We start from the raw sequence: 19,224 nt of genomic DNA on the forward strand, positions 1-19,224 counted from the left end.
GCGGACGCAGGCCGCAGTGGCTGCGTCAAGGCGTGCATTGCGCCCGCGTCAGTGGGCGCCGCAGCAGTTTCTGGCGAGGGTATTGAAGGCTTCGGCCTGAGTCATGAAGATGCGGCCCGACAGCCACGCTGTCACCCCGGTCCGGTCCAGGCGGTCCCGCACCGGACCTTTCAGTTCCGAGAAATGCAGCTGCAGGCCCTTGGCGCGCAGTTCGCGATCTAGCTGCATCAGGACCTCTAGGCCGGTGAGGTCGATGCCATTGACCCCGCTCATCATCAGCACCACGTGGCGCAGGTTCGGGCGGCGCGCCAGGGCAGACGACAGCGTCTCGGAGATCCAGCGTGAGTTGGTGAACACCAGACTCTCATCGACCCGGATCGACAGGACCTCGGGCAGCGTCTCTACCTCGAAGCGATTGACGTTGCGGAATACGTCGGTGCCGGCCAGGCGCCCGACCTCGGTCCAGTGGGGGCGGGCGGTGCGCTGCAGCAGCAGGCCGACGGCACCGACCACACCGGCGAGCAAGGCCTCCTTCACCCCCACCGTCAGCGTCAGCACCGCCACCATCAGCATCAGGGCGAACTCGGTGCGCGAGTAGCGCCACGCCAGCACGAAGGGCGCGAAATCCACCAGCGACAGTACGGCCACGACGATGGTCGCGGCAAGTACGGCGCGCGGCAGGTAGTGCAGCACGTCGCCCAGCAGCGCGATCGCCAGCGCGAGGAAGAGCGCGGTCCACACGCCGGCCATGCGCGTGCGAGCGCCGGCGTCGAAGTTGACGATGCTGCGCGCGAAGCCGCCGGTGACCGGCATGCCGCCGGACACGCTGGCCGCGGCGTTGGCCGCTGCCAGGCCGAAGAGTTCGCGCCGGGGCGATACCTTCTCGCCGCGGCGTGCGCCGAGGGCCTCGGCCACGGCGAGGCTCTCGACATACGCCACCAGTCCCAGCAGTACCGCCGGGGCAAGCAGTTCACGCCACACCGGCAAGGGCGCCGTCCACGGCATTGGGAAGGCCAGGCCCTCGCCAAGGCTGATGCCGCCCGACAGGGCGACTCCCTCATTCAGGTGCGGGAAGCCGGCGACCCAGGCGATCGCAGCCGCGACCACGACGATGGGCGCGGTACGCGCCAGCAACTGCGCAGTCCGGGGCCTGAAGCCCAGGCCTTGCAGCACGGGGCTGCCGTGCCGGCGCAGGGCCCACATCAGCGCAAGCGCCAGCACGCCGATGAGTGCGGTGGTCGCATGGGGCAACGGGTGACTGGCGCCGGCGAGCGACTGCCACAGTGCGACTACCGTGCTGCCGCCAGCCTGCACCCCCAGCAGTGCGGGGAGCTGGCCGATCGCGATCACCAGCGCGGCACCGGTGATGAAGCCGTGCAGCACCGGCGTGCCGAGCAGCGCCGCCAGCGTCTCGAGGCGGAACAGCGCGGCGATGAGAAATACCGCCGCCATCTCCAGCGCCAGTACCAGTGCCGCCAGGTGCGGCGTGATCTGATGCGCGGCGGCGACGCCGCCGACCGCCTGCGCCGTCATCATCGCCAGCACCGCCACCGGCCCCACGGCGAGGCTGCTGCTGGAGCCGAAGGCGGCGTAGGCGACGATGGGCAGCAGGCTCGCCATCACGCCCACCACCGGCGGCAGGCCGGCAAGCATGGCGTAGGCCAGGCTCTGCGGTACCAGCAGGATGGTGACGATGACTGCCGCGATCAGGTCGTCGCTGAGTGCACCGAGCCGGTAGTCGTGCCAGCGCGCGAGCAGGGTGCGGGGGGCGGCGGCCGTCGTCGTGGGCATGGGATGGCGTGCCTAAAGCAGATCGATCGGTATCTTCAGGTAATGCACGCCGTTGTCCTCGGCCGGTGGCAGCTCGCCCGCACGCACATTGACCTGGATCGCCGGCAGGAGCAGCGTCGGCATGGCCAGCGTACGGTCGCGCGCGGTGCGCATGGCGACGAAGTCGGCCTCGGTCACGCCGTCATGGATGTGAATGTTCTTCGCCCTCTGCTCTGCGACCGTTGTTTCCCACACCGGGGCGCGGTCGTCGGGCGGATAGTCGTGGCACAGGTGCAGCCGCGTCTCGGGTGGCAGCGAGAGCACCTTGCGGATCGAGCGGAACAGCATGGCTGCATCTCCGCCGGGGAAGTCGCAGCGCGCGGTGCCGTAGTCGGGCATGAACAGGGTGTCGCCGACGAAGGCGTCCGGTCCGACGATGTAGGTGAGGCAGGCCGGCGTATGGCCGGGGGTGTGCATCACCTCGACGTCCAGCTCACCAATGCGGAAGCGCTCGCCGTCCTCGAACAGGTGGTCGAACTCGGCGCCGTAGGTGTTCATGTCCTTGGCGTTGAAGATGTCCTTGAACACGCCCTGCACCTGGCGGATATGCGCGCCGATGCCGATCTTGCCGCCGAGCTGCTGCTTGAGGTAAGGCGCGGCAGACAGGTGGTCGGCGTGGGCGTGGGTCTCGAGCAGCCAGTCGACCGTCAGACCGGTCTCGCGTACGTAAGCGATGGCCTTGTCGGCGGAGGTGCGCGATGTGCGCCCGGATTTGGGGTCGTAGTCGAGCACGCTGTCGATGATTGCCGCGCGGCGGCTAGCCGGGTCAGAGGCGATATGCGTTACGGTGAAGGTGGTCGGATCGAAAAAGGATTGGATGTCAGCACGTTGCATGGCCAAACCTCCATGTTGAAGTGTTGAGAATGCGCTCATCGCGCAGGATGCGCTCGTGTCGCACGTCTATTCCGGCAAGCAGATCTTGCCATGGTGAGCCGCAGCCAAGGTCTTCCATGCGAGCAGCGCTACGACCCCACTGAGCACCGCGAGCATCAGCCAGGAAAGCCCCGCGTAGAAAGGCAGTCCGCTGCGCGCACTCATCTCGAAGGTGGCGATCGTCATCGCCGCCAGCGGGAAGGAGTAGGCCCACGCCGAGATAAAGAAGGGCAGGCGGAAGAAGCGCACGGCGTTACTGGCCAGCAGCAGGGTCAGGAACAGCGCGGTGAAGTAGAGCACGCGGGCAAAGGCGTCGACCTGGCCGGTAAGTGCGACATAGGCCAGGAAGCCGACCGAAGGCGGCGCGATCAGGATGAAGAGCGTGGGTGTAAGGCGCGCGGGCAGCGGTTCGTGGAAGAACAGCCGGTACAGCACGATCGTCATCAGTACCAGCCAGAACACCAACCCGATGCTGAAGAAGAACCAGCTGATGTCCGCCGGCGCGAAGCGCACGCCGGCGATCGGCACGATGATGTTGCCCACCACGGGGATGAACCAGGCCGGGTTGGCGTGCTTGATGTCGTAGTGGGTGTGGTGGATCCAGCTGCTCATGGCGAACAGTGTGAACATGAGATGCACCGCGGCGCCGATGCCCCACATCCACGGCGCGACGGTCGGGGCGTCCTGCGCCCAGGCGATCGACAGCAGCAGCAGGCCGATGGAGATGGCGGGGAAGAAGTTCAGACGCACCGGATGGGCGCGATCGGCCTTCACCGCTTCGGGGTGGCGCAGCAGCTTGGCTCCGTACATCACGAGGAGGAACAGGTACAGCGCGCTCGCCAGCCAGCGCAGCGCGACGCCGATCTCGATCGGCATGCCACCGATGTGATGGGCCTTGAGCCAGGCAATGGTGAGGCCCGCCATGCCCATCACGGTGGAGAACAGGGCGACCGGGAAATGTGCGAGCCGTCCGCCATGCGCGTCGTGCGCAGCGGCGGGCGTGGCGGAGGAGGCGGGGGCGTTCATCGTTCTTCCTTGCGGTTCGGCTCCAGGGGCCGGTACGTTCAGGCGGGGAAAGCTGAATTGCTGTGCGTTTTCGATGATCGTGCTCCTAGGGAGACGGGAGTGTCTTTCGATGGCTATAACATTAGAGTGCTCTAATATTTATGGCAACCTTATTCAGTGATTAATTTTGATAGCTAAAAATAATGGCTTCCCGTGCTGGCCAGGCCTCGCTCTGTCAAGGCATGCGCAATCGGCGTGCCAACTCTGCGGAAGCAGGATTGCGCTTGAAATATCTGCGCCAAAGCTGGAGCCTCGGGACAAGACGCCGGCTTTGGAGTGACTTCTGCTGCCTAAGATGGCGGTGATTGCTGCCATTTCTGGCGCATTTTGCCTGCTGAGTCGGATGTGGAGGTGTCGTGGCGGCGTATCACACGTTCCGACGTCTCCGCTGGAGTCCATGAGGACCTGTGTATTGATGCTGCGCAAGCCAGTCGGCCGGACGATGTGACGGCCCACAGGCGTCGGGAGACGGGAGCGCTCATTGCCGAAGGTCCGCATGCAGCCCCAATTCGCACTTGTAGACGCGCACTGGAAACGTCTGTCGAACTTGGCGACAATGCTTGGGTGGCCTCGCTGACAGGCCCGTCCTTGCGCAGCCCGATGGCAACCGGCGATCAGTCGCACGCCCCTTGGCCAGGTCTTGCGCCCCCTGTTTCGCGGCATGCTCCAGTGGGGTCACAGTCGATGCAAATGCCATCATTGCCACGCGCATGGTTCGCGGCGGGGTTATCGGTGTTGCTGTTGATCGCTGCCGTTCCGCTTGGCGTGCATGCTGCCGTGCCGCAGGCCGCTGTTCAGCAGGTGCCGGCAGGTGTCGACTTCTCCCCGACTGGGTTGTCGGCGCGGGGAGAGGGGCAGGGCGCGGCTCCGGTCGGTACGGTCGCGAGCGAGGATAGGGGCGCGTCCCGACTCGCGCAGCGTGCGCAGCACCTGACGATCGCACTGTCCGTATTTGCTGCCTTGCTTCTTGCAGTGGTCGGGCTGCTGAGCTTCATCTTGCGGCAGCGCCGCAAGGTCGTCGAGGCACTGCGTCGTGAGATTGCCGAGCGGCGTGCGGCGGAGCGCGCACTGCAGGACAGTGAAACCAAGCTACGTACACTGATCGAGCACTTCCCGGGCACGGTCTTTCGTTGCCTTGACGACGAGAACTGGACAGCACATTTCATGAGCGGCAGGGATCAGCATATCGTCGGCTATCCGACGGCGGATTTCCTCGTTGCCGGGGGGCGGACCCTGGGCGGCTGCGTGCATCCGGAGGATATCGCCTGGGTATCCGAGCTGGTCAAGCATGCCGTCGAGGAGGCTGGGAGCTGGGAGATGGAGTACCGCATGCTGGGCGCCGATGGGCAGGTGCACTGGATGGCGGAGTACGGTGCGGTTGTTCCGCCACGCGATGGCGGGCCGCGCTATCTCGACGGTTTCGTGCTCGATATCACTCATCAGAAGCAGGCTGCGCTCGAGGTCGAACGCCAGGTGAGGGCGTTTGCGGTGCTCAACGACATCGCGTCGCGCAGTGCGCTCACGCTTGCCGAGCAACTGTCCACTGCGCTGAGTCTGGGGGCCGAGTTCTTGGGTATCGAGATCGCGGTGATCTGCGAGATCCATGACGAGCGCTGCCGAGTGACGGCGATCCATGCCTCGAGTGAGTCCGGCTTGGTCCAGGGCAGCGAGTTCGAACTCGCGTCGAGCTACTGCGACCTGCCGGTGCGTGCGGGCTGCATCCAGGCCTTCGAGTCCGTTGGGGCCTCGGCCGCGCGCGATCACCCGAGCTACCGCATGCTTGGCTTCGAGACCTACATCGGTATCCGCCTTGAGGTGGGCGGACGGCTATACGGTTGCCTCGGTTTCGCTGCGGCTGAAGCGAGACAGACGCCTTTCAGCGCCGGTGAGAAGTACTTCGTGGAGTTGCTCGCGCGCTGGATCGGCGCCGCCATCGAGCGGGATCAGGCCGCCCAGCACATGCGCCGGCTGGCGCACATGGTGCGGCATTCCAATGACGCCATGTTCCTCGTTCGCGACGGCATCGTCATCGACTGCAACGACGCCGCGCTGGTGATGTACGAGCGGGCACGCGAGGACATCATCGGGCACTCGCCCCTGACGTTGTCACCGCCCATGCAGCGTGGGGGCGCCTCCGCCGAGTTGGCTGCGCGCTACCTGGCCGCGGCGCGTGCGGGGCAGCCGCAACGCTTCGAATGGGTTCACTCGCGCGGCGGCGGTGGCACCTTCGATGCAGAGGTGGCGCTGAGTGGGTTCGACGAAAACGGCGAGCGGCTGGTAATCGGTGTCGCGCGCGATATCAGTGTCCGCAAGCAGCGTGAACGTGAAGTGCTCGAGTTGAACGCTACGCTAGTGTAGTGCTGCGCTCTTAAGCATACTTAATTGACGACTTCCGCTATCATGCTTCATGCATGCGGAGCGGAGGGTCGAATGCGGGTTGCGCCAGAGATTGTTTTGACCGAGGACGAACGAGCGGAGTTGATGAAGCTGACGAGTTCGCGGCTCACGAGCGTCAGGTTGTCGCAGCGCGCCCGCATTGTGTTGCTGGCCGCCGAGGGCATGCAGAACCTGCAGATTGCGGAACATTTGGGCATCGGGCGAATTCAAGCGGCCCGCTGGCGTGGGCGCTATGCCGAGATGCGGCTTGCGGGAATCGAGCGCGACTTGCCACGGGGTGCGCCGCCGAAGAAGGTGGAGTTGGCGCAGTTGGTGGAGCTGACCACGCAGAGCAAACCGGAAACGGCTACGCACTGGAGTAGCCGCAAGATGGCGGCGAAACTGGGCGTTCACGCGACCACCATCTCGCGCCATTGGAAAGCGGCCGGCTTGAAGCCGCATATCGTGCGTGGTTTCAAGGTCTCGCGCGATCCGAAGTTTGTCGAGAAACTTGAAGACATCGTCGGTCTGTACATGGCCCCGCCCGAACACGCCTTGGTGCTGTGCTGCGACGAGAAAAGCCAGGTGCAAGCGCTGGATCGCACACAACCGGGACTGCCGCTGAAAAAGGGCCGGGCAGCCACCATGACTCATGACTACAAGCGCAACGGCACGACGACCCTGTTTGCCGCGCTCAACGTGCTCGATGGGCAAGTCATCGGCCAATGTCAGCAGCGGCACACCCACGCCGAATGGTTGAAGTTCCTGAAAAAGATCGACCGTGAAACGCCCAAGGACAAGACCTTGCACCTGATCGCCGACAACTACGCGACACATAAGCATCCTGTCGTGCAAGAGTGGCTGGCCAAGCATCCGCGCTTCGTCATGCATTTCACGCCTACTTCGACCTCCTGGCTGAACATGGTCGAACGCTTCTTTCGTGACATCACCACCGAGCGACTGCGCCGTGGGGTCTTCACCAGCGTTTCCGAACTCATCACCGCCATTGATCAATACATCGCTCACCACAACACTGACCCCAAGCCCTTCATCTGGACCAAGAGCGCTCGCGACATCCTGCAGAAGGTCATCCGCGCAAACAGCCGCTTAAGTTCCAAACAAAATGCAGCACTACACTAGAGGGTCGAGTCGCCGATCGGACGCGCGAACTCGAGGCTGCGCTCGAGCATCTGCGCCGTACCCAGGACGAGCTGCTGCAGAGCGAGAAACTGGCTTCGCTTGGCGCCCTGGTCGCGGGCGTGGCCCACGAGCTCAACACGCCAATCGGCAACGCGGTCACTGCGTCGAGTACGCTGAACGATGTCTACCGCCAGTTCAACGCACGTGTGGCGACGGGTTTCACGCGATCGGTCTTCAACGACTTCCTTGCCTGTGTGGACGAGGCGGGGCGCATCATCGAACGCAACCTCAGTCGGGCGGCCGAGCTGATCGGCAGTTTCAAGCAGCTCGCCGTGGACCAGACCAGCGATCAGCGTCGCCCATTCGATCTGCGCGAGGTCGTGCAGGAGGTGGGGCTGGCGATGAAGCCGAGTATCCGCCGTACCCCCTTCCGGCTGGTGGACGAGGTGCCCGCTGGGCTGAAGCTGGACAGTTATCCCGGGCCGCTCGGGCAGGTGCTGATCAACCTCATCAACAATGCCCTTGTCCATGCTTTCGAGGGACGTGATCGGGGTGCGATCACCCTCACGGCAGCTCCCGCTGGGGAGGATTGGCTGAGGCTGGTCGTCAGCGACGACGGCTGCGGTATTTCTGCCGTTAATCTCAAGCGCGTGTTCGATCCATTTTTCACCACTCGGATGGGGCAGGGGGGATCTGGGTTGGGCTTGCACATAACCCACCAGTTGGTGACCGGTATCTTGGGTGGGCGAGTCAGGATCGAGAGCGAGGAAGGCAAGGGCACATCAGTCACGATCGAACTCCCTTGCGGTCCAGGACGCTCGGGGCAGATCGTGGTGGAGTAGGCTGGGCGGTAGCGTAAAACGGGCGCTTCGCTATGTCGCAGTGCGTGAATCTGGTCGCCGCTGTCCGATAACGAGCAGGTTGCGTGGTGTCAGGCTGCGTTCGCAGAACCTTCCCAGGACAACGTCGAAACCACGCTCGCCCAGGCCCAGCGCGAGATCGAGTACCAGCCACAATTCCAGACCGCGCCGGAAGGCGTGGCGCACGAGTTCTAGGCGAAGTACTTCGTCACGTCGCTTCCAGCCGACATGCTCCCAGTCCGCCCATGCCGGATTCGCGGGCAGCCTTACATGCTCGCGGATCGCCAGTCTGCGGCAGAAGTCATCGAAGCTGCCGTCAAACCAGGCCGCAGGTACGGGACGGAAAGGGCGTCGCGTTTCACCCTCGACTTCAGTGCGTAGCGCGATGAAACCAAGCTTCCAGGCTTGGTCGCGCGCGAGACGAGTGCGATCGCGCTCTGGTGCGGTAACCAACTCGGTTACAGCGAGCCGTAGTGCTGAGGCGTCGAGCATCAGCGAGGCGTCGCTGCTCAGGGGTTGGTAGGGGTCTTCGCTTCCCAGGTGATAGCAACACGGAGAAATCCGGTAAGCCTCGGCACCGTCAGTATGTGCGTTGCGTACCAGGCTGCGGTGGAGTTCGCCGCATGCGTGGAGCGCGAAGACTGTGCGACCGCGCACGTGTTCGTGCCCGCTCGCGGTGAGCGCGTCGGCGCACAAGATCTCCTGGTCGACACCCTTGCGGGTGGCAAGGCTCTTGGCGTCGGCGCACAGCGCGGGGTTGAGCTCGAGCGAGACCACCGGTACCTGGTCGGTGAGTGCAACCTTGCGGCCGAGGTGGCCCTTGCCTGCGCACCACTCAAGCGCAGGGGTCACGGTGGCCGGGATGTGACGGACAAATGCTTCGACTTGCGCGCGCTTGCGTCCTGGCATGCCGTCATCCTCGCGCGCACGGGAAGCAGGTAGTGAGCGAGCGGGCAGCGCAGGGACTTCGGAGAGCTTGTTCACCATGCCTAGCGCGGGCAGGTAAGCCGCGAGCCAGTCTGCGCAGGCTTCGGGGTCGAGCCCGAAGCGTTTGACCGCCTCGTCGTCCAGCGCCTCCAGAGCGGTCGCAAGCGCGGGTCTGTGGTCCCTCCACCGGGGACTGACTGAATGAAACGGAGCTGGGCGCCAGATCTCTTCGTGTTCAGCTAGCAAGGTCTGCAGTTCAAGGAACCGGGCACGAAGGTTCATCGGTTGGCGCGCACTGTGTGTGTTCTCTGGGGGCGTTCATTCCATGGCAGGTAAACGCATGATACGTCCGGTGATCCGCGGCGACGAGGTCGTCGTGCAGAGACCTCTCGAGCAGTCGGCTTGGGGAGGGCTGAGCGCTTGTGCGGAGAATCTCGATATATGTTGTGTCTTATAGAAGACTTTTGGCTTCAGAGTATTGACCCGCGCGCGATTCGATCGCATCCTTCGTTGGTTAAGCACCCTCGAAGGAGGGGCGTGGTGTCAACATCAAGTACAGAGAGCCCGAACATGACCGAACGAGTGACCTGCGAGCGTCTTCAGGTGGCCACCAGCCTGAAGCGATTCATTGAGGAAGAGGCCCTGCCGGGCAGCGGTGTGGACCCTGCCGCGTTCTGGAGCGGGTTCGATGCGCTCGTGCATGATCTGGCCCCCCGAAACGCAGCCCTGCTCGCTGAGCGCGATCGCATCCAGGCCGAGGTTGATGCCTGGCATCGTGCCAATCCAGGCCCCATCAAGGACATGGCTGCCTACAAGACCTTCCTGGCCTCCATCGGCTACCTGCTCCCGGTCCCGGCTGATGCCAAGGTCAGCACCACCAATGTCGATGACGAGCTCGCCGTTCAGGCGGGGCCCCAGCTCGTTGTGCCGGTAATGAATGCGCGCTATGCGCTCAATGCTGCCAATGCGCGCTGGGGATCGCTCTACGACGCGCTCTACGGCACCGATGCGATTCCCCAGAAGGACGGCGCCGAACTCACCAAGGGCTACAATCCTGTGCGTGGACAGAAGGTGATCGCCTTCGGTCGCCAGGTGCTGGACCAGGCCGCAGCGCTTGCCGGCGCCTCGCACGCCGATGTCACCGCTTACACCGTGTCCGCTGGCGAGCTGGTGGCTGCGCTGCGCAATGGCAGTACCGTCGGCCTGCAACAGCCCGAGAAGTTCATCGGCTTCCAGGGCGAGGCCGCAGCGCCGAGCGCGCTCCTGATTCGCAACAACGGCCTGCACATCGAGATCCAGATCGATCGCGACGGCGCCATCGGCAAGACCGATGCGGCTGGCGTCAATGATCTGCTGATGGAGGCCGCACTGTCGACGATCATGGACTGCGAGGACTCGGTCGCTGCAGTCGATGCCGACGACAAGATCGTTGCCTACCGCAACTGGCTTGGTCTGATGAGCGGCACGCTCGAGGACAGCTTCGAGAAGGGCGGCAAGCAGATGACCCGCCGCCTGAATGCCGACCGCGAGTACGCCGGCGCCGATGGCAAGGTGGTGAAACTGCATGGCCGTGCGCTGCTGTTCGTGCGCAACGTGGGGCACCTGATGACCAATCCTGCCATCCTGTGGGGTGAGGGCAAGGAGATTCCCGAGGGCATCATGGATGCGGTGGTGACCACGCTGATCGCCAAGCGCGACCTCGGCCGCCGCGGCAATTCGCGTAAGGGCAGCATCTACATCGTCAAGCCCAAGATGCACGGACCTGCCGAAGTCGCTTTTGCCGACGAACTCTTTACCCGTGTCGAGCAGCTGCTCGGCCTGCCGGCCCATACGGTCAAGCTCGGCATCATGGATGAGGAGCGTCGCACGAGCGTGAACCTGCGCGCCTGCATTGCCGCTGCGCCCGCGCGTGTTGCTTTCATCAACACCGGCTTCCTTGACCGCACCGGCGACGAGATGCACACCGCCATGGAAGCCGGTCCGATGATGCGCAAGGGCGACATCAAGAACAGCAAGTGGATCGCGGCCTACGAGCGCCGCAACGTGCTGATCGGTCTTGCCGCCGGCCTGCGTGGCCGCGCCCAGATTGGCAAGGGCATGTGGGCCATGCCGGACCTGATGGCGGCGATGCTGGAGCAGAAGATCGCCCACCCCAAGGCGGGCGCCAACACCGCTTGGGTGCCGTCGCCGACTGCCGCCACACTGCACGCCTTGCACTATCACCAGGTCAGCGTGGCCGCGGTGCAGCAGGAGATCGAGAAGCTCGATCTCAACGCGCAGGCCGAGGCCCTGCTCGACGATCTGCTCACCATCCCGGTGGTGGAGCAGGCGAACTGGAGCGAGGCCGAGCTGCAGCAGGAGCTCGACAACAACTGCCAGGGTATCCTGGGCTATGTGGTGCGTTGGGTGGAGCAAGGCGTCGGTTGTTCGAAAGTGCCCGACATCAACAACGTCGGGCTGATGGAGGACCGTGCCACGCTGCGCATCTCCAGCCAGCACATCGCCAACTGGTTGCGCCACGGCGTGGTCGGCGCCGAGCAGGTGGAGGCCACGCTGCAGCGCATGGCTGCGGTAGTCGATGGCCAGAATGCCGGTGATCCGCTGTATCGCCCGATGGCGCCGGACTTTGGTGCTTCCGTGGCCTACGCGGCTGCGCGTGCGCTGATCTTCGAAGGCTGCGCCCAGCCCAGCGGCTACACTGAGCCGCTGCTGCATCGTTATCGCCAGCAGTTCAAGGCCCGTTTCGGCGCCTGATCTGGATCGGCAGCGGGTCGAGGCCCGCTGCGCCACCGGCTGCGGCTCGGTCGGTGGGCCAATGAAGAAAGGCGCCCGTGGGCGCCTTTCTTCATGTCCTGCAGGGCATAGCCCCTGCCCGGGGCTATCTCACCACAGCTGCCACCACGGTTTGGTGTTTGCCGGTCCGCCACGGAAATAGACGCTGTCAGGGAAGTTCGTGCGCATGACGCGCTCGGCGTCGTCGCGCAGTTGGGTCATGCCCAGCGCGTCGTAGCTCTTGACGAGCAGGAACAGGGCTTCCTCGATGGCCGGCGCCTGGGGAAAGTTCGTAACTGCCGTCTGAGCGCGGTTGATGCTGGCAACGTAGGCGCCACGGTTGTAGTAATAGCGCGCGACGTGAACTTCGTGCGAGGCGAGCGAGTTGACCAGGTACTGCATGCGCGCGCGCGAGTCGTCCGCGTAGCGGCTGTCCGGGAAGCGCTCGACGAGTTCGCGGAAGCTGTCGAACGCTTCGCGAGCGCCCTTGGGGTCGCGCTCGGAGAGATCCTGGCGCGACAGGTTGGCGAGCAGGCCAAGGTTTTCGTTGAAGTTGATCAGGCCTTTGAGGTAGTAGGCGTAATCGACGTTGGGATGGTTGGGGTGCAGCCGGATGAAGCGGTCTGCTGCTGCCAGTGCCAGCGCCTGTTCCCCCTGCTTGAAGTACGCATAGGCGACCTCGATCTGGGCCTGCTGGGCAAATCTGCCGTAGGGATAGCGTGCCTCGAGCTTCTCGAACAGGGTGACAGCCCGGTCGTAGGCGCCTTCGGACATCGAAGTCTTTGCCTCGGAATACAGCCGCTGGGCGTTCCAGCCGGTTGTTTCGTCGACCTGATCGGGCAGTAGCCCGCAGCCACCGGCCAGCAGGGCGCCAATAAGAACAGCTTTTGCCGTTAAACTTCCGAGGGTGAACCTGGCCATCGAAGACACTCGCGTGAATGAACGCGCCGATTATATCCCAGCCGACGAGCCCGACTCGCTCGAAGCGCTGACGATTCCTGATGAACTTGCAGGCCTGCGCCTGGACCAGGCGCTCGCCCGCTTGCGCCCTGAGCATTCGCGCAGTCGCTTGCAGTCATGGATGCGCGATGGCTACGTCCTGCTCGATGGCAACGCACCTGACCCGAAGCGCAAAGTGTGGGGCGGTGAATGCGTCGAGATCGCGCCGCCGCCCGCGCCCGAACTTGGCGCCGAGCAGCCCGAGGACATCCCGCTCGACATCGTCTTCGAGGATGCGCACCTGCTCGTGATCAACAAGCCGGTCGGGTTGGTCGTGCATCCTGGCAGCGGCAACTGGAGCGGTACGCTGCTCAATGCACTGCTGCACCACGACCCGGCGCTGGCGGCAGTGCCGCGGGCGGGTATCGTGCACCGGCTCGACAAGGATACGAGCGGCTTGCTTGTCGTGGCCAGGACGCTCGCTGCGCAGACGGAGTTGGTGCGCCAGCTTCAGGCGCGAACCGTCAAGCGCCACTACTGGGCGCTGGTCAAGGGCGAACTCACGGCGGGCGCAAGCGTCGATGCGCCGATCGGGCGCCACCCCAGTCTGCGCACGCGGATGGCGGTGGTCGGCAACGGCCGCCCGGCCGTCACCCATTACCTTGTGCGAGAGCGTTTTGCGCGCTGTACCTTGGTCGAGTGCAGGTTGGAGACAGGGCGCACGCACCAGATCCGGGTCCATATGGCGCATGTTGGCCACGCCTTGGTGGGCGACGCCGTTTATGGTCAGCGTCGCACGGGCTCAGCCTTGCTCGACAGCTTTGCGCGCCAGGCGCTGCACGCCTTCAGGTTGGGTTTGCGCCATCCGCAGAGTGGTGATGACATGGCGTGGGAGTGTCCCATGCCCGCCGACTTCGCCATGCTGCTGCAGGCTTTGCGTGAGGAACTGGCGTGAGCGGGGGGCACTCGCCGACGGTTGGTCGGCCGCTGGTTCCTGGCTTGTTGTGCCCGGACTGGGCTCTGCCCAAGGGTGTCGGTGCATTGCTGACGACATGCGAGGGCGGGGTTAGTGCGGGCGACTTTGCCAGCTTCAATCTGGGTGCTCATGTAGGTGACGACCCGGCGGCGGTGGCGTCGAATCGCGCACGGTTGCGCGCCCATCTGCCCTCGGAGCCGGCCTGGCTCGATCAGGTACATGGATGCACGGTGGTCGACGCCGAGTCGGTGACGGGCCATGTTCGTGCGGATGCCGCAGTTTCAAGGACGCCGGGCCGGGTGTGCGCCGTGATGACGGCGGACTGCCTGCCGGTGCTGCTGTGCGATGACGACGCCACGGTCGTGGCAGCGGTGCATGCCGGATGGCGCGGGTTGGCGGCGGGTATCGTCGAGGCGACGGTCGCGCATATGGCGGTTGCGCCATCCAGCCTGCGTGCGTGGTTGGGGCCGGCGATCGGCCCTGGTGCCTTCGAGGTCGGTGACGATGTCCGGTGCGCGCTCGCCGACAGTGATGAGGAGGCCGCGCAGGCTTTCGTGGCGGGCGCTGCGCCTGGCAAGTGGATGGCTGACCTCTTCATGCTTGCCCGCCTGCGCCTGCGCAGGCTTGGCGTTGAGCGTGTCGATGGCGGCGGGGCGTGCACCTATTCGTCGCCACGGCAGTTCTATTCCTATCGCCGTGATGCAAGGACGGGCCGTTTTGCGTCTCTGGTCTGGCTCGATGCGCACTGATTCCGGGCTCCGGCATGGCCGGCACCCGCTTCGCATCGACCTCCAAACGGCTTGGGCTATTGATCAGGGCCCGTTTCGGCTCTATCGTTGCGGTCAAGGGCTTCGCGTTCGCGCTGGCGCCGCCGGCGGGCCGGGGTACCGAAGATCCACATGAAGAGGGCGAGTGGGGCGATGCCCCAAAAGACGAAGGTCAACACGCCAGCGACGACGGTGTCCTCGGACACGGCGACGAGGATGGCGACATAGAGCCAGGCAATCGGAATCAGGTACATGCGCCAATTGTAGCGCCGCTGCGACGCCGGATCGGGATTGCCATGCAGCACAAATCAGCACGCGATGGCCGCCGGCCGTCGCCACCAGCTTGGGGAGATGTGAATGTCGGATTCAGCGGGTAAGGGGACGCCGCCTGGCGTGCAGGCCATGTTCGAGGCGGGACAGTCCATGGCGAAGACCTTCTTCGACGCGCTGGCGCGACAGCATGCGGCAATGCAGGATTCCTCGGGCGTAGCGGCTCCCAAGCTGCCGCTGCCCGAGACGGAGACCCTTGGCGCCATCCAGAAGGCCTACGCGGAGAAGCACGCCCAGCTGTGGTCGTCGATGCTTGCGCGTAAGGACGGCGAGCCTGCGCCGGCCGTTGTTCAGCCGCCGCCGGGCGACAGACGGTTTACCGCGCCGGAGTGGAGTGAGAGTCCGGTGTTCGACTACCTGCGCCAAGCCTACCTGCTCAACGCCGAGTTGCTCACCCAGGTTGCCGAGGCCATGCCGATCGCCGACGGCCGCGCGAAGTCGCGCATTCAGTTCCTGACCCGGCAGTACATCGATGCCTTGTCGCCGAGCAACTTTGCGGCGACCAATCCCGAGTTCATCAAGACCGCGCTTGAGACGAAGGGCGAGAGCATCACGCGTGGCGTGCAGAACCTGCTCGGCGACCTCGAGAAGGGGCGCATCTCGATGACCGATGACTCGGCCTTCGAGATCGGCCGTAACCTGGCACTGACGCCGGGCTCGGTGATCTTCGAGAACGAGCTCATGCAGCTCATCCAGTACGCCCCGCTGACCGAGAAGGTGGCGCAGGCGCCGCTGCTGATCGTGCCGCCCTGCATCAACAAGTTCTACATCATGGATCTGCAGCCGGAGAACTCCCTGGTTCGATTCGCGGTAGAGCAGGGCTTCACCGTATTCCTGGTGTCTTGGCGGAACCCCCGTCCGGAGTCGGGCGGGCATTTCACTTGGGACGATTACCTGGAGAAGGGGCCGCTGGCAGCGCTGGATGTCGTGCGCGCGGTGACCCGCGTAAAGAAACCCAACGTGCTCGGTTTTTGCGTCGGCGGCACCATCCTGACCTCGGCGCTCGCGGTGGCGCGGGCGCGTGGTGAGGACCCGGTGGCGAGCCTCACTCTGATGACGACGCTGCTCGATTTTTCGGATGCGGGCGAGCTGGGCTGCCTGGTCGATGAGGCCGGCGTGGCCGCGCGCGAGGCAGCGATCGGCAAGGGCGGCGTGCTCAAGGGGCAGGAGTTGGCGAACGTGTTCTCCTTCCTGCGTGCCAACGATCTGGTCTGGCAGTATGTCGTCGGCAACTACCTCAAGGGCAACAAGCCTGCGGCCTTCGACCTGCTGTACTGGAATTCTGATTCGACCAACTTGCCCGGGCCTTTCCTGACCTGGTACTTGCGCAACATGTACCTCGAGAACAACCTGCGAGTGCCGGGCAAGCTCCGGATGCTGGGGCAGAAGGTCGATCTTGCCAAGGTGGATATGCCCGCCTACCTGCTTGCGGCACGCGAAGATCACATCGTGCCATGGAAGAGCGCCTACCTTGCGCGCAACCTGCTGGGCGGCGACACCACGTTCGTGCTCGGCGCGAGCGGGCATATCGCTGGTGCGATCAACCCGGCATCCAAGAACAAGCGCAGCTACTGGACCGCTGAAGGGCGGCCGACCGACCCTGATGAGTGGTTCGAAGGTGCGACAGAGCACAAGGGCAGTTGGTGGCTGAACTGGATCGAATGGTTGCGTCCGCATGGCGGCAAGCAGGTTGCGGCGCGAGGGCGTCTCGGCAGCACGCGCTATGAGCCGATCGAGCCGGCTCCGGGACGCTACGTGAAGGAGCGTGCCTGATCCGTCTGTCTCGACCAGATTTGCGGCGACAGCGTTGGGGCGGGCGCTGTCGTCACGATTGAAGCCCGTCCGGCACACAAGAACCCCGTCTAGGGAGAGGAGAGAACAATGTCTAGAGTTGCACTGGTAACCGGTGGTATGGGTGGTCTGGGCGAGGCGATCTGCATCAAGCTCGCGGCGCTGGGCTACAAGGTTGTGACGACGCATTCGCCGGGTAACAGCAAGGCGGCAGAGTGGCTGCAGACCATGAACAACATGGGCTACGGCTTCAAGGCCTATCCCTGCGACGTTGCCGATTTCGATTCGGCCAAGGCTTGCGTGGAGCAGGTGACTCGGGAAGTGGGACCGGTCGATGTGCTGGTGAACAATGCCGGTATCACCCGCGACATGACGTTCAAGAAGATGACCAAGGCGGACTGGGATGCGGTGATCAGCACCAACCTCGACTCGGTTTTCAACATGACCAAGCAGGTCATGGACGGCATGGTCGAGCGCAAGTGGGGGCGCGTCATCAACGTCTCCTCGGTCAACGGTCAGAAGGGGGCGTTCGGTCAAACCAACTATTCAGCTGCCAAGGCCGGCATGCACGGCTTCACGAAGGCGCTTGCGCTCGAGGTCGCACGTAACGGCGTGACCGTGAATACCATCTCGCCGGGCTACATCGGCACCAAGATGGTGATGGCCATCCCGCAGGAGATCCTCGACTCGAAGATCCTGCCGCAGATTCCCGTGTCGCGCCTTGGCAAGCCGGAAGAGATCGCCGGTCTGGTGGCCTACCTGTCGTCGGAAGAGGCGGCGTTCGTCACCGGCGCGAACATCTCGATCAACGGCGGTCAGCACATGTTCTGATTCCTGCCTGCAGGCTTGCCGAGCCGGCAGTGGAGCGCTCCTGAGGGGGCGCTTTTTTTTCGCCTCGATGCCACGTTCTATTGCGTTGCAACAAGATTTGTCAACAGTGTTTATAATGCGAACGCAAGGCAGTTGATGCGCTGCCGCAAGAAGCGCCGAATGTGATCCAGGATCCGGTCTAGCCTGGAGTGTCGGCATCTAAAATTGCTCCTGAAGGATCTCAAGATGTCCCAGAAAATCGCTCTCGTCACTGGCGCCATGGGTGGGCTTGGCACCGCGATCTGTCAATCGCTGGCCAAGGATGGCATGAAGGTTGTCGCCAACTGCCTGCCTGGCTTCGACCAGAAGGAAGGCTGGCTGGCTGCCCAACGCGACCTGGGTTTCGACTTCGTCGCGGCTGAGGGCGATGTCTCGGACTACGAGTCCTGCGCCGCCATGGTTGCCCGCATCGAGGCCGAGGTCGGCCCGATCGACGTGCTGGTCAACAACGCCGGTATCACCCGCGACAAGTTCTTCCCGAAGATGGAGAAGGGCCAGTGGGACGCGGTGATCAGCACCAACCTCAACAGCCTGTTCAACGTCACGCACCATGTGTCGGCCAAGATGGCTGAGCGTGGCTGGGGGCGCATCGTCAACATCTCCTCGGTGAACGGGGTCAAGGGCCAGGCTGGCCAGACCAACTATTCGGCAGCCAAGGCGGGTGTGCTCGGCTTCACCAAGGCGCTTGCCGCCGAGCTGGCGACCAAGGGCGTCACCGTGAATGCCGTCGCACCGGGCTACATCGGCACCGACATGGTCATGGCCATTCGCGACGACATCCGCCAAGGCATCATCGACACCGTGCCGATGAAGCGCCTCGGTCGTCCGGACGAGATTGGCGATCTGTGCGCCTACCTCGCGTCGGACAAGGCAGCCTACATCACCGGCGCCACCATCAACATCAACGGCGGCTTGCACATGTGCTGATGGCTGCATTGCAGCATGCGTGAAATCACGAAACCCCGTCGAATGGCGGGGTTTCGTTTTCGCACCGCGATATAATCGATCCCGCAACCCAGAGCGGGACGGACCGCCGTCGAGGAGATGGAGAAATGCAGGAACAGCAGCGCCTGATCAAGAAGTACCCCAATCGTCGCCTGTACGACACGCGTACGAGTTCGTACATCACGCTTTCGGACGTCAAGGAGCTCGTGCTCAACAACGAGGAGTTCCAGGTCGTCGATGCGAAGACCGGCGAGGAGCTCACGCGCAGCATCCTGCTCCAGATCATTCTCGAGGAAGAGGCGGGCGGTGCGCCCATGTTCACCAGCGACCTGCTGGCGCACATGATCCGTTTCTACGGCAACGCCATGCAAGGCATGATGGGGAAGTACCTTGAAAGCAACATCAAGGCGTTCACCGAGATGCAGGGAAAGCTTCAGGACCAGGCGCGCGCGATCTATGGCGAGAACAGCCCGGTCGGTCAGGACCTGTGGGCGCAGTTCCTCAATTTCCAGGGGCCCGCGCTGCAGAGCATGATGGGCGCCTACGTCGACCAGTCGAAGAAGATGTTCGAGCAGATGCAAAGCCAGCTCGAGAGCCAGACGCGCAACATGTTCACCGGCTTCCAGTTCCCCAATTACGTCAAATCCGGCGACGAGCGCGCCGATGCGCCCGCCGCGACCGGCAAGGGCGACGCCCACAAGTGATGCCCTGACGCGAGCGGGGCGGCTGAACCTTTCTGCCACCCCCTCGTGCCGACCCCCGG

At 64.1% G+C, this 19,224-nt stretch carries 17 protein-coding genes; 10 read left to right on the top strand and 7 right to left on the bottom strand.

All coding sequences use genetic code 11. The features are described 5' to 3' along the window. Nucleotides 1–48 precede the first annotated feature (48 nt). The 3 genes from LQF09_RS07420 to LQF09_RS07430 all read right to left on the bottom strand — a co-directional run bounded on the left by LQF09_RS07420 (nt 49) and on the right by LQF09_RS07430 (nt 3,729). Nucleotides 49–1,791 (bottom strand): SulP family inorganic anion transporter, encoded by a 1,743-nt coding sequence (locus LQF09_RS07420; RefSeq protein WP_270069582.1) that lies wholly within the window; start codon nt 1,789–1,791, stop codon nt 49–51. Nucleotides 1,792–1,803: 12 nt separating this feature from the next. Further along, complete coding sequence (locus LQF09_RS07425; protein ID WP_270069583.1) at nt 1,804–2,664, bottom strand: MBL fold metallo-hydrolase; 861 nt, start codon at nt 2,662–2,664, stop codon at nt 1,804–1,806. A 66-nt stretch (nt 2,665–2,730) separates the two neighbouring features. Next, a complete protein-coding gene (locus LQF09_RS07430; RefSeq protein WP_270069584.1) occupies nt 2,731–3,729 on the bottom strand; it encodes an SLAC1 anion channel family protein in 999 nt (332 codons plus the stop codon). 780 nt (nt 3,730–4,509) lie between these two features. Here LQF09_RS07430 and LQF09_RS07435 point away from each other — a divergent pair. Together LQF09_RS07435 and LQF09_RS07440 are read left to right on the top strand one after the other, a co-directional pair. Then, complete coding sequence (locus LQF09_RS07435; RefSeq protein WP_270069585.1) at nt 4,510–6,126, top strand: PAS domain S-box protein; 1,617 nt, start codon at nt 4,510–4,512, stop codon at nt 6,124–6,126. A 72-nt stretch (nt 6,127–6,198) separates the two neighbouring features. Then, on the top strand, nt 6,199–7,284 hold the full coding sequence (locus tag LQF09_RS07440; RefSeq protein WP_270069586.1) for an IS630 family transposase: 1,086 nt from the start codon (nt 6,199–6,201) through the stop codon (nt 7,282–7,284). On the opposite strand, the gene LQF09_RS07445 is transcribed toward LQF09_RS07440, so the two are convergent. Continuing rightward, on the bottom strand, nt 7,281–7,412 hold the full coding sequence (locus LQF09_RS07445; protein WP_270069587.1) for a hypothetical protein: 132 nt from the start codon (nt 7,410–7,412) through the stop codon (nt 7,281–7,283). The two genes, LQF09_RS07440 and LQF09_RS07445, sit on opposite strands and share 4 nt — an antisense overlap. Here LQF09_RS07445 and LQF09_RS07450 point away from each other — a divergent pair. Continuing rightward, complete coding sequence (locus tag LQF09_RS07450) at nt 7,404–8,126, top strand: sensor histidine kinase (protein ID WP_270069588.1); 723 nt, start codon at nt 7,404–7,406, stop codon at nt 8,124–8,126. The two genes, LQF09_RS07445 and LQF09_RS07450, sit on opposite strands and share 9 nt — an antisense overlap. Nucleotides 8,127–8,156: 30 nt before the next feature. Here LQF09_RS07450 and LQF09_RS07455 read toward each other — a convergent pair whose 3' ends face one another. Then, nucleotides 8,157–9,353 (bottom strand): methyltransferase, encoded by a 1,197-nt coding sequence (locus tag LQF09_RS07455; RefSeq protein WP_037983903.1) that lies wholly within the window; start codon nt 9,351–9,353, stop codon nt 8,157–8,159. Nucleotides 9,354–9,641: 288 nt separating this feature from the next. On the opposite strand from LQF09_RS07455, the gene LQF09_RS07460 reads away from it, so the two are divergent. After that, nucleotides 9,642–11,825, top strand: coding sequence for a malate synthase G (locus LQF09_RS07460; RefSeq protein ID WP_270069589.1), 2,184 nt, complete (start codon nt 9,642–9,644; stop codon nt 11,823–11,825). A gap of 129 nt (nt 11,826–11,954) precedes the next feature. Here LQF09_RS07460 and LQF09_RS07465 read toward each other — a convergent pair whose 3' ends face one another. Beyond that, nucleotides 11,955–12,764, bottom strand: coding sequence for an outer membrane protein assembly factor BamD (locus LQF09_RS07465; RefSeq protein WP_037982179.1), 810 nt, complete (start codon nt 12,762–12,764; stop codon nt 11,955–11,957). Between the two features lie 13 nt (nt 12,765–12,777). Here LQF09_RS07465 and rluD point away from each other — a divergent pair, with 13 nt between their 5' ends. Beyond that, nucleotides 12,778–13,737, top strand: coding sequence for a 23S rRNA pseudouridine(1911/1915/1917) synthase RluD (gene rluD / locus LQF09_RS07470; RefSeq protein ID WP_386041131.1), 960 nt, complete (start codon nt 12,778–12,780; stop codon nt 13,735–13,737). Next, nucleotides 13,734–14,507, top strand: a complete 774-nt coding sequence (pgeF, locus tag LQF09_RS07475; protein WP_232433188.1) for a peptidoglycan editing factor PgeF — start codon at nt 13,734–13,736, stop codon at nt 14,505–14,507. The genes rluD and pgeF overlap by 4 nt, the downstream gene beginning before the upstream one ends. A gap of 56 nt (nt 14,508–14,563) precedes the next feature. Here pgeF and LQF09_RS07480 read toward each other — a convergent pair whose 3' ends face one another. Next, the gene (locus LQF09_RS07480) at nt 14,564–14,779 is read right to left on the bottom strand and encodes a hypothetical protein (protein WP_037982202.1); all 216 of its coding nucleotides are present in this window, start codon (nt 14,777–14,779) and stop codon (nt 14,564–14,566) included. A gap of 103 nt (nt 14,780–14,882) precedes the next feature. Here LQF09_RS07480 and LQF09_RS07485 point away from each other — a divergent pair, with 103 nt between their 5' ends. The 4 genes from LQF09_RS07485 to phaR all read left to right on the top strand — a co-directional run bounded on the left by LQF09_RS07485 (nt 14,883) and on the right by phaR (nt 19,165). Beyond that, nucleotides 14,883–16,628, top strand: a complete 1,746-nt coding sequence (locus LQF09_RS07485; protein WP_037983905.1) for a PHA/PHB synthase family protein — start codon at nt 14,883–14,885, stop codon at nt 16,626–16,628. Nucleotides 16,629–16,736: 108 nt separating this feature from the next. Further along, entirely contained in the window at nt 16,737–17,477 is a 741-nt protein-coding gene (phbB, locus tag LQF09_RS07490) for an acetoacetyl-CoA reductase (RefSeq protein ID WP_002923756.1), read from the top strand. 225 nt (nt 17,478–17,702) lie between these two features. Next, complete coding sequence (locus LQF09_RS07495; protein ID WP_002923757.1) at nt 17,703–18,443, top strand: beta-ketoacyl-ACP reductase; 741 nt, start codon at nt 17,703–17,705, stop codon at nt 18,441–18,443. 125 nt (nt 18,444–18,568) lie between these two features. Next, the gene (phaR, locus tag LQF09_RS07500) at nt 18,569–19,165 is read left to right on the top strand and encodes a polyhydroxyalkanoate synthesis repressor PhaR (protein ID WP_270069590.1); all 597 of its coding nucleotides are present in this window, start codon (nt 18,569–18,571) and stop codon (nt 19,163–19,165) included. The last annotated feature ends 59 nt before the right edge of the window (nt 19,166–19,224 follow it).

The organism is Thauera sp. WB-2 (assembly GCF_027594845.1).
In the GTDB taxonomy this organism is placed as follows: domain Bacteria; phylum Pseudomonadota; class Gammaproteobacteria; order Burkholderiales; family Rhodocyclaceae; genus Thauera; species Thauera mechernichensis.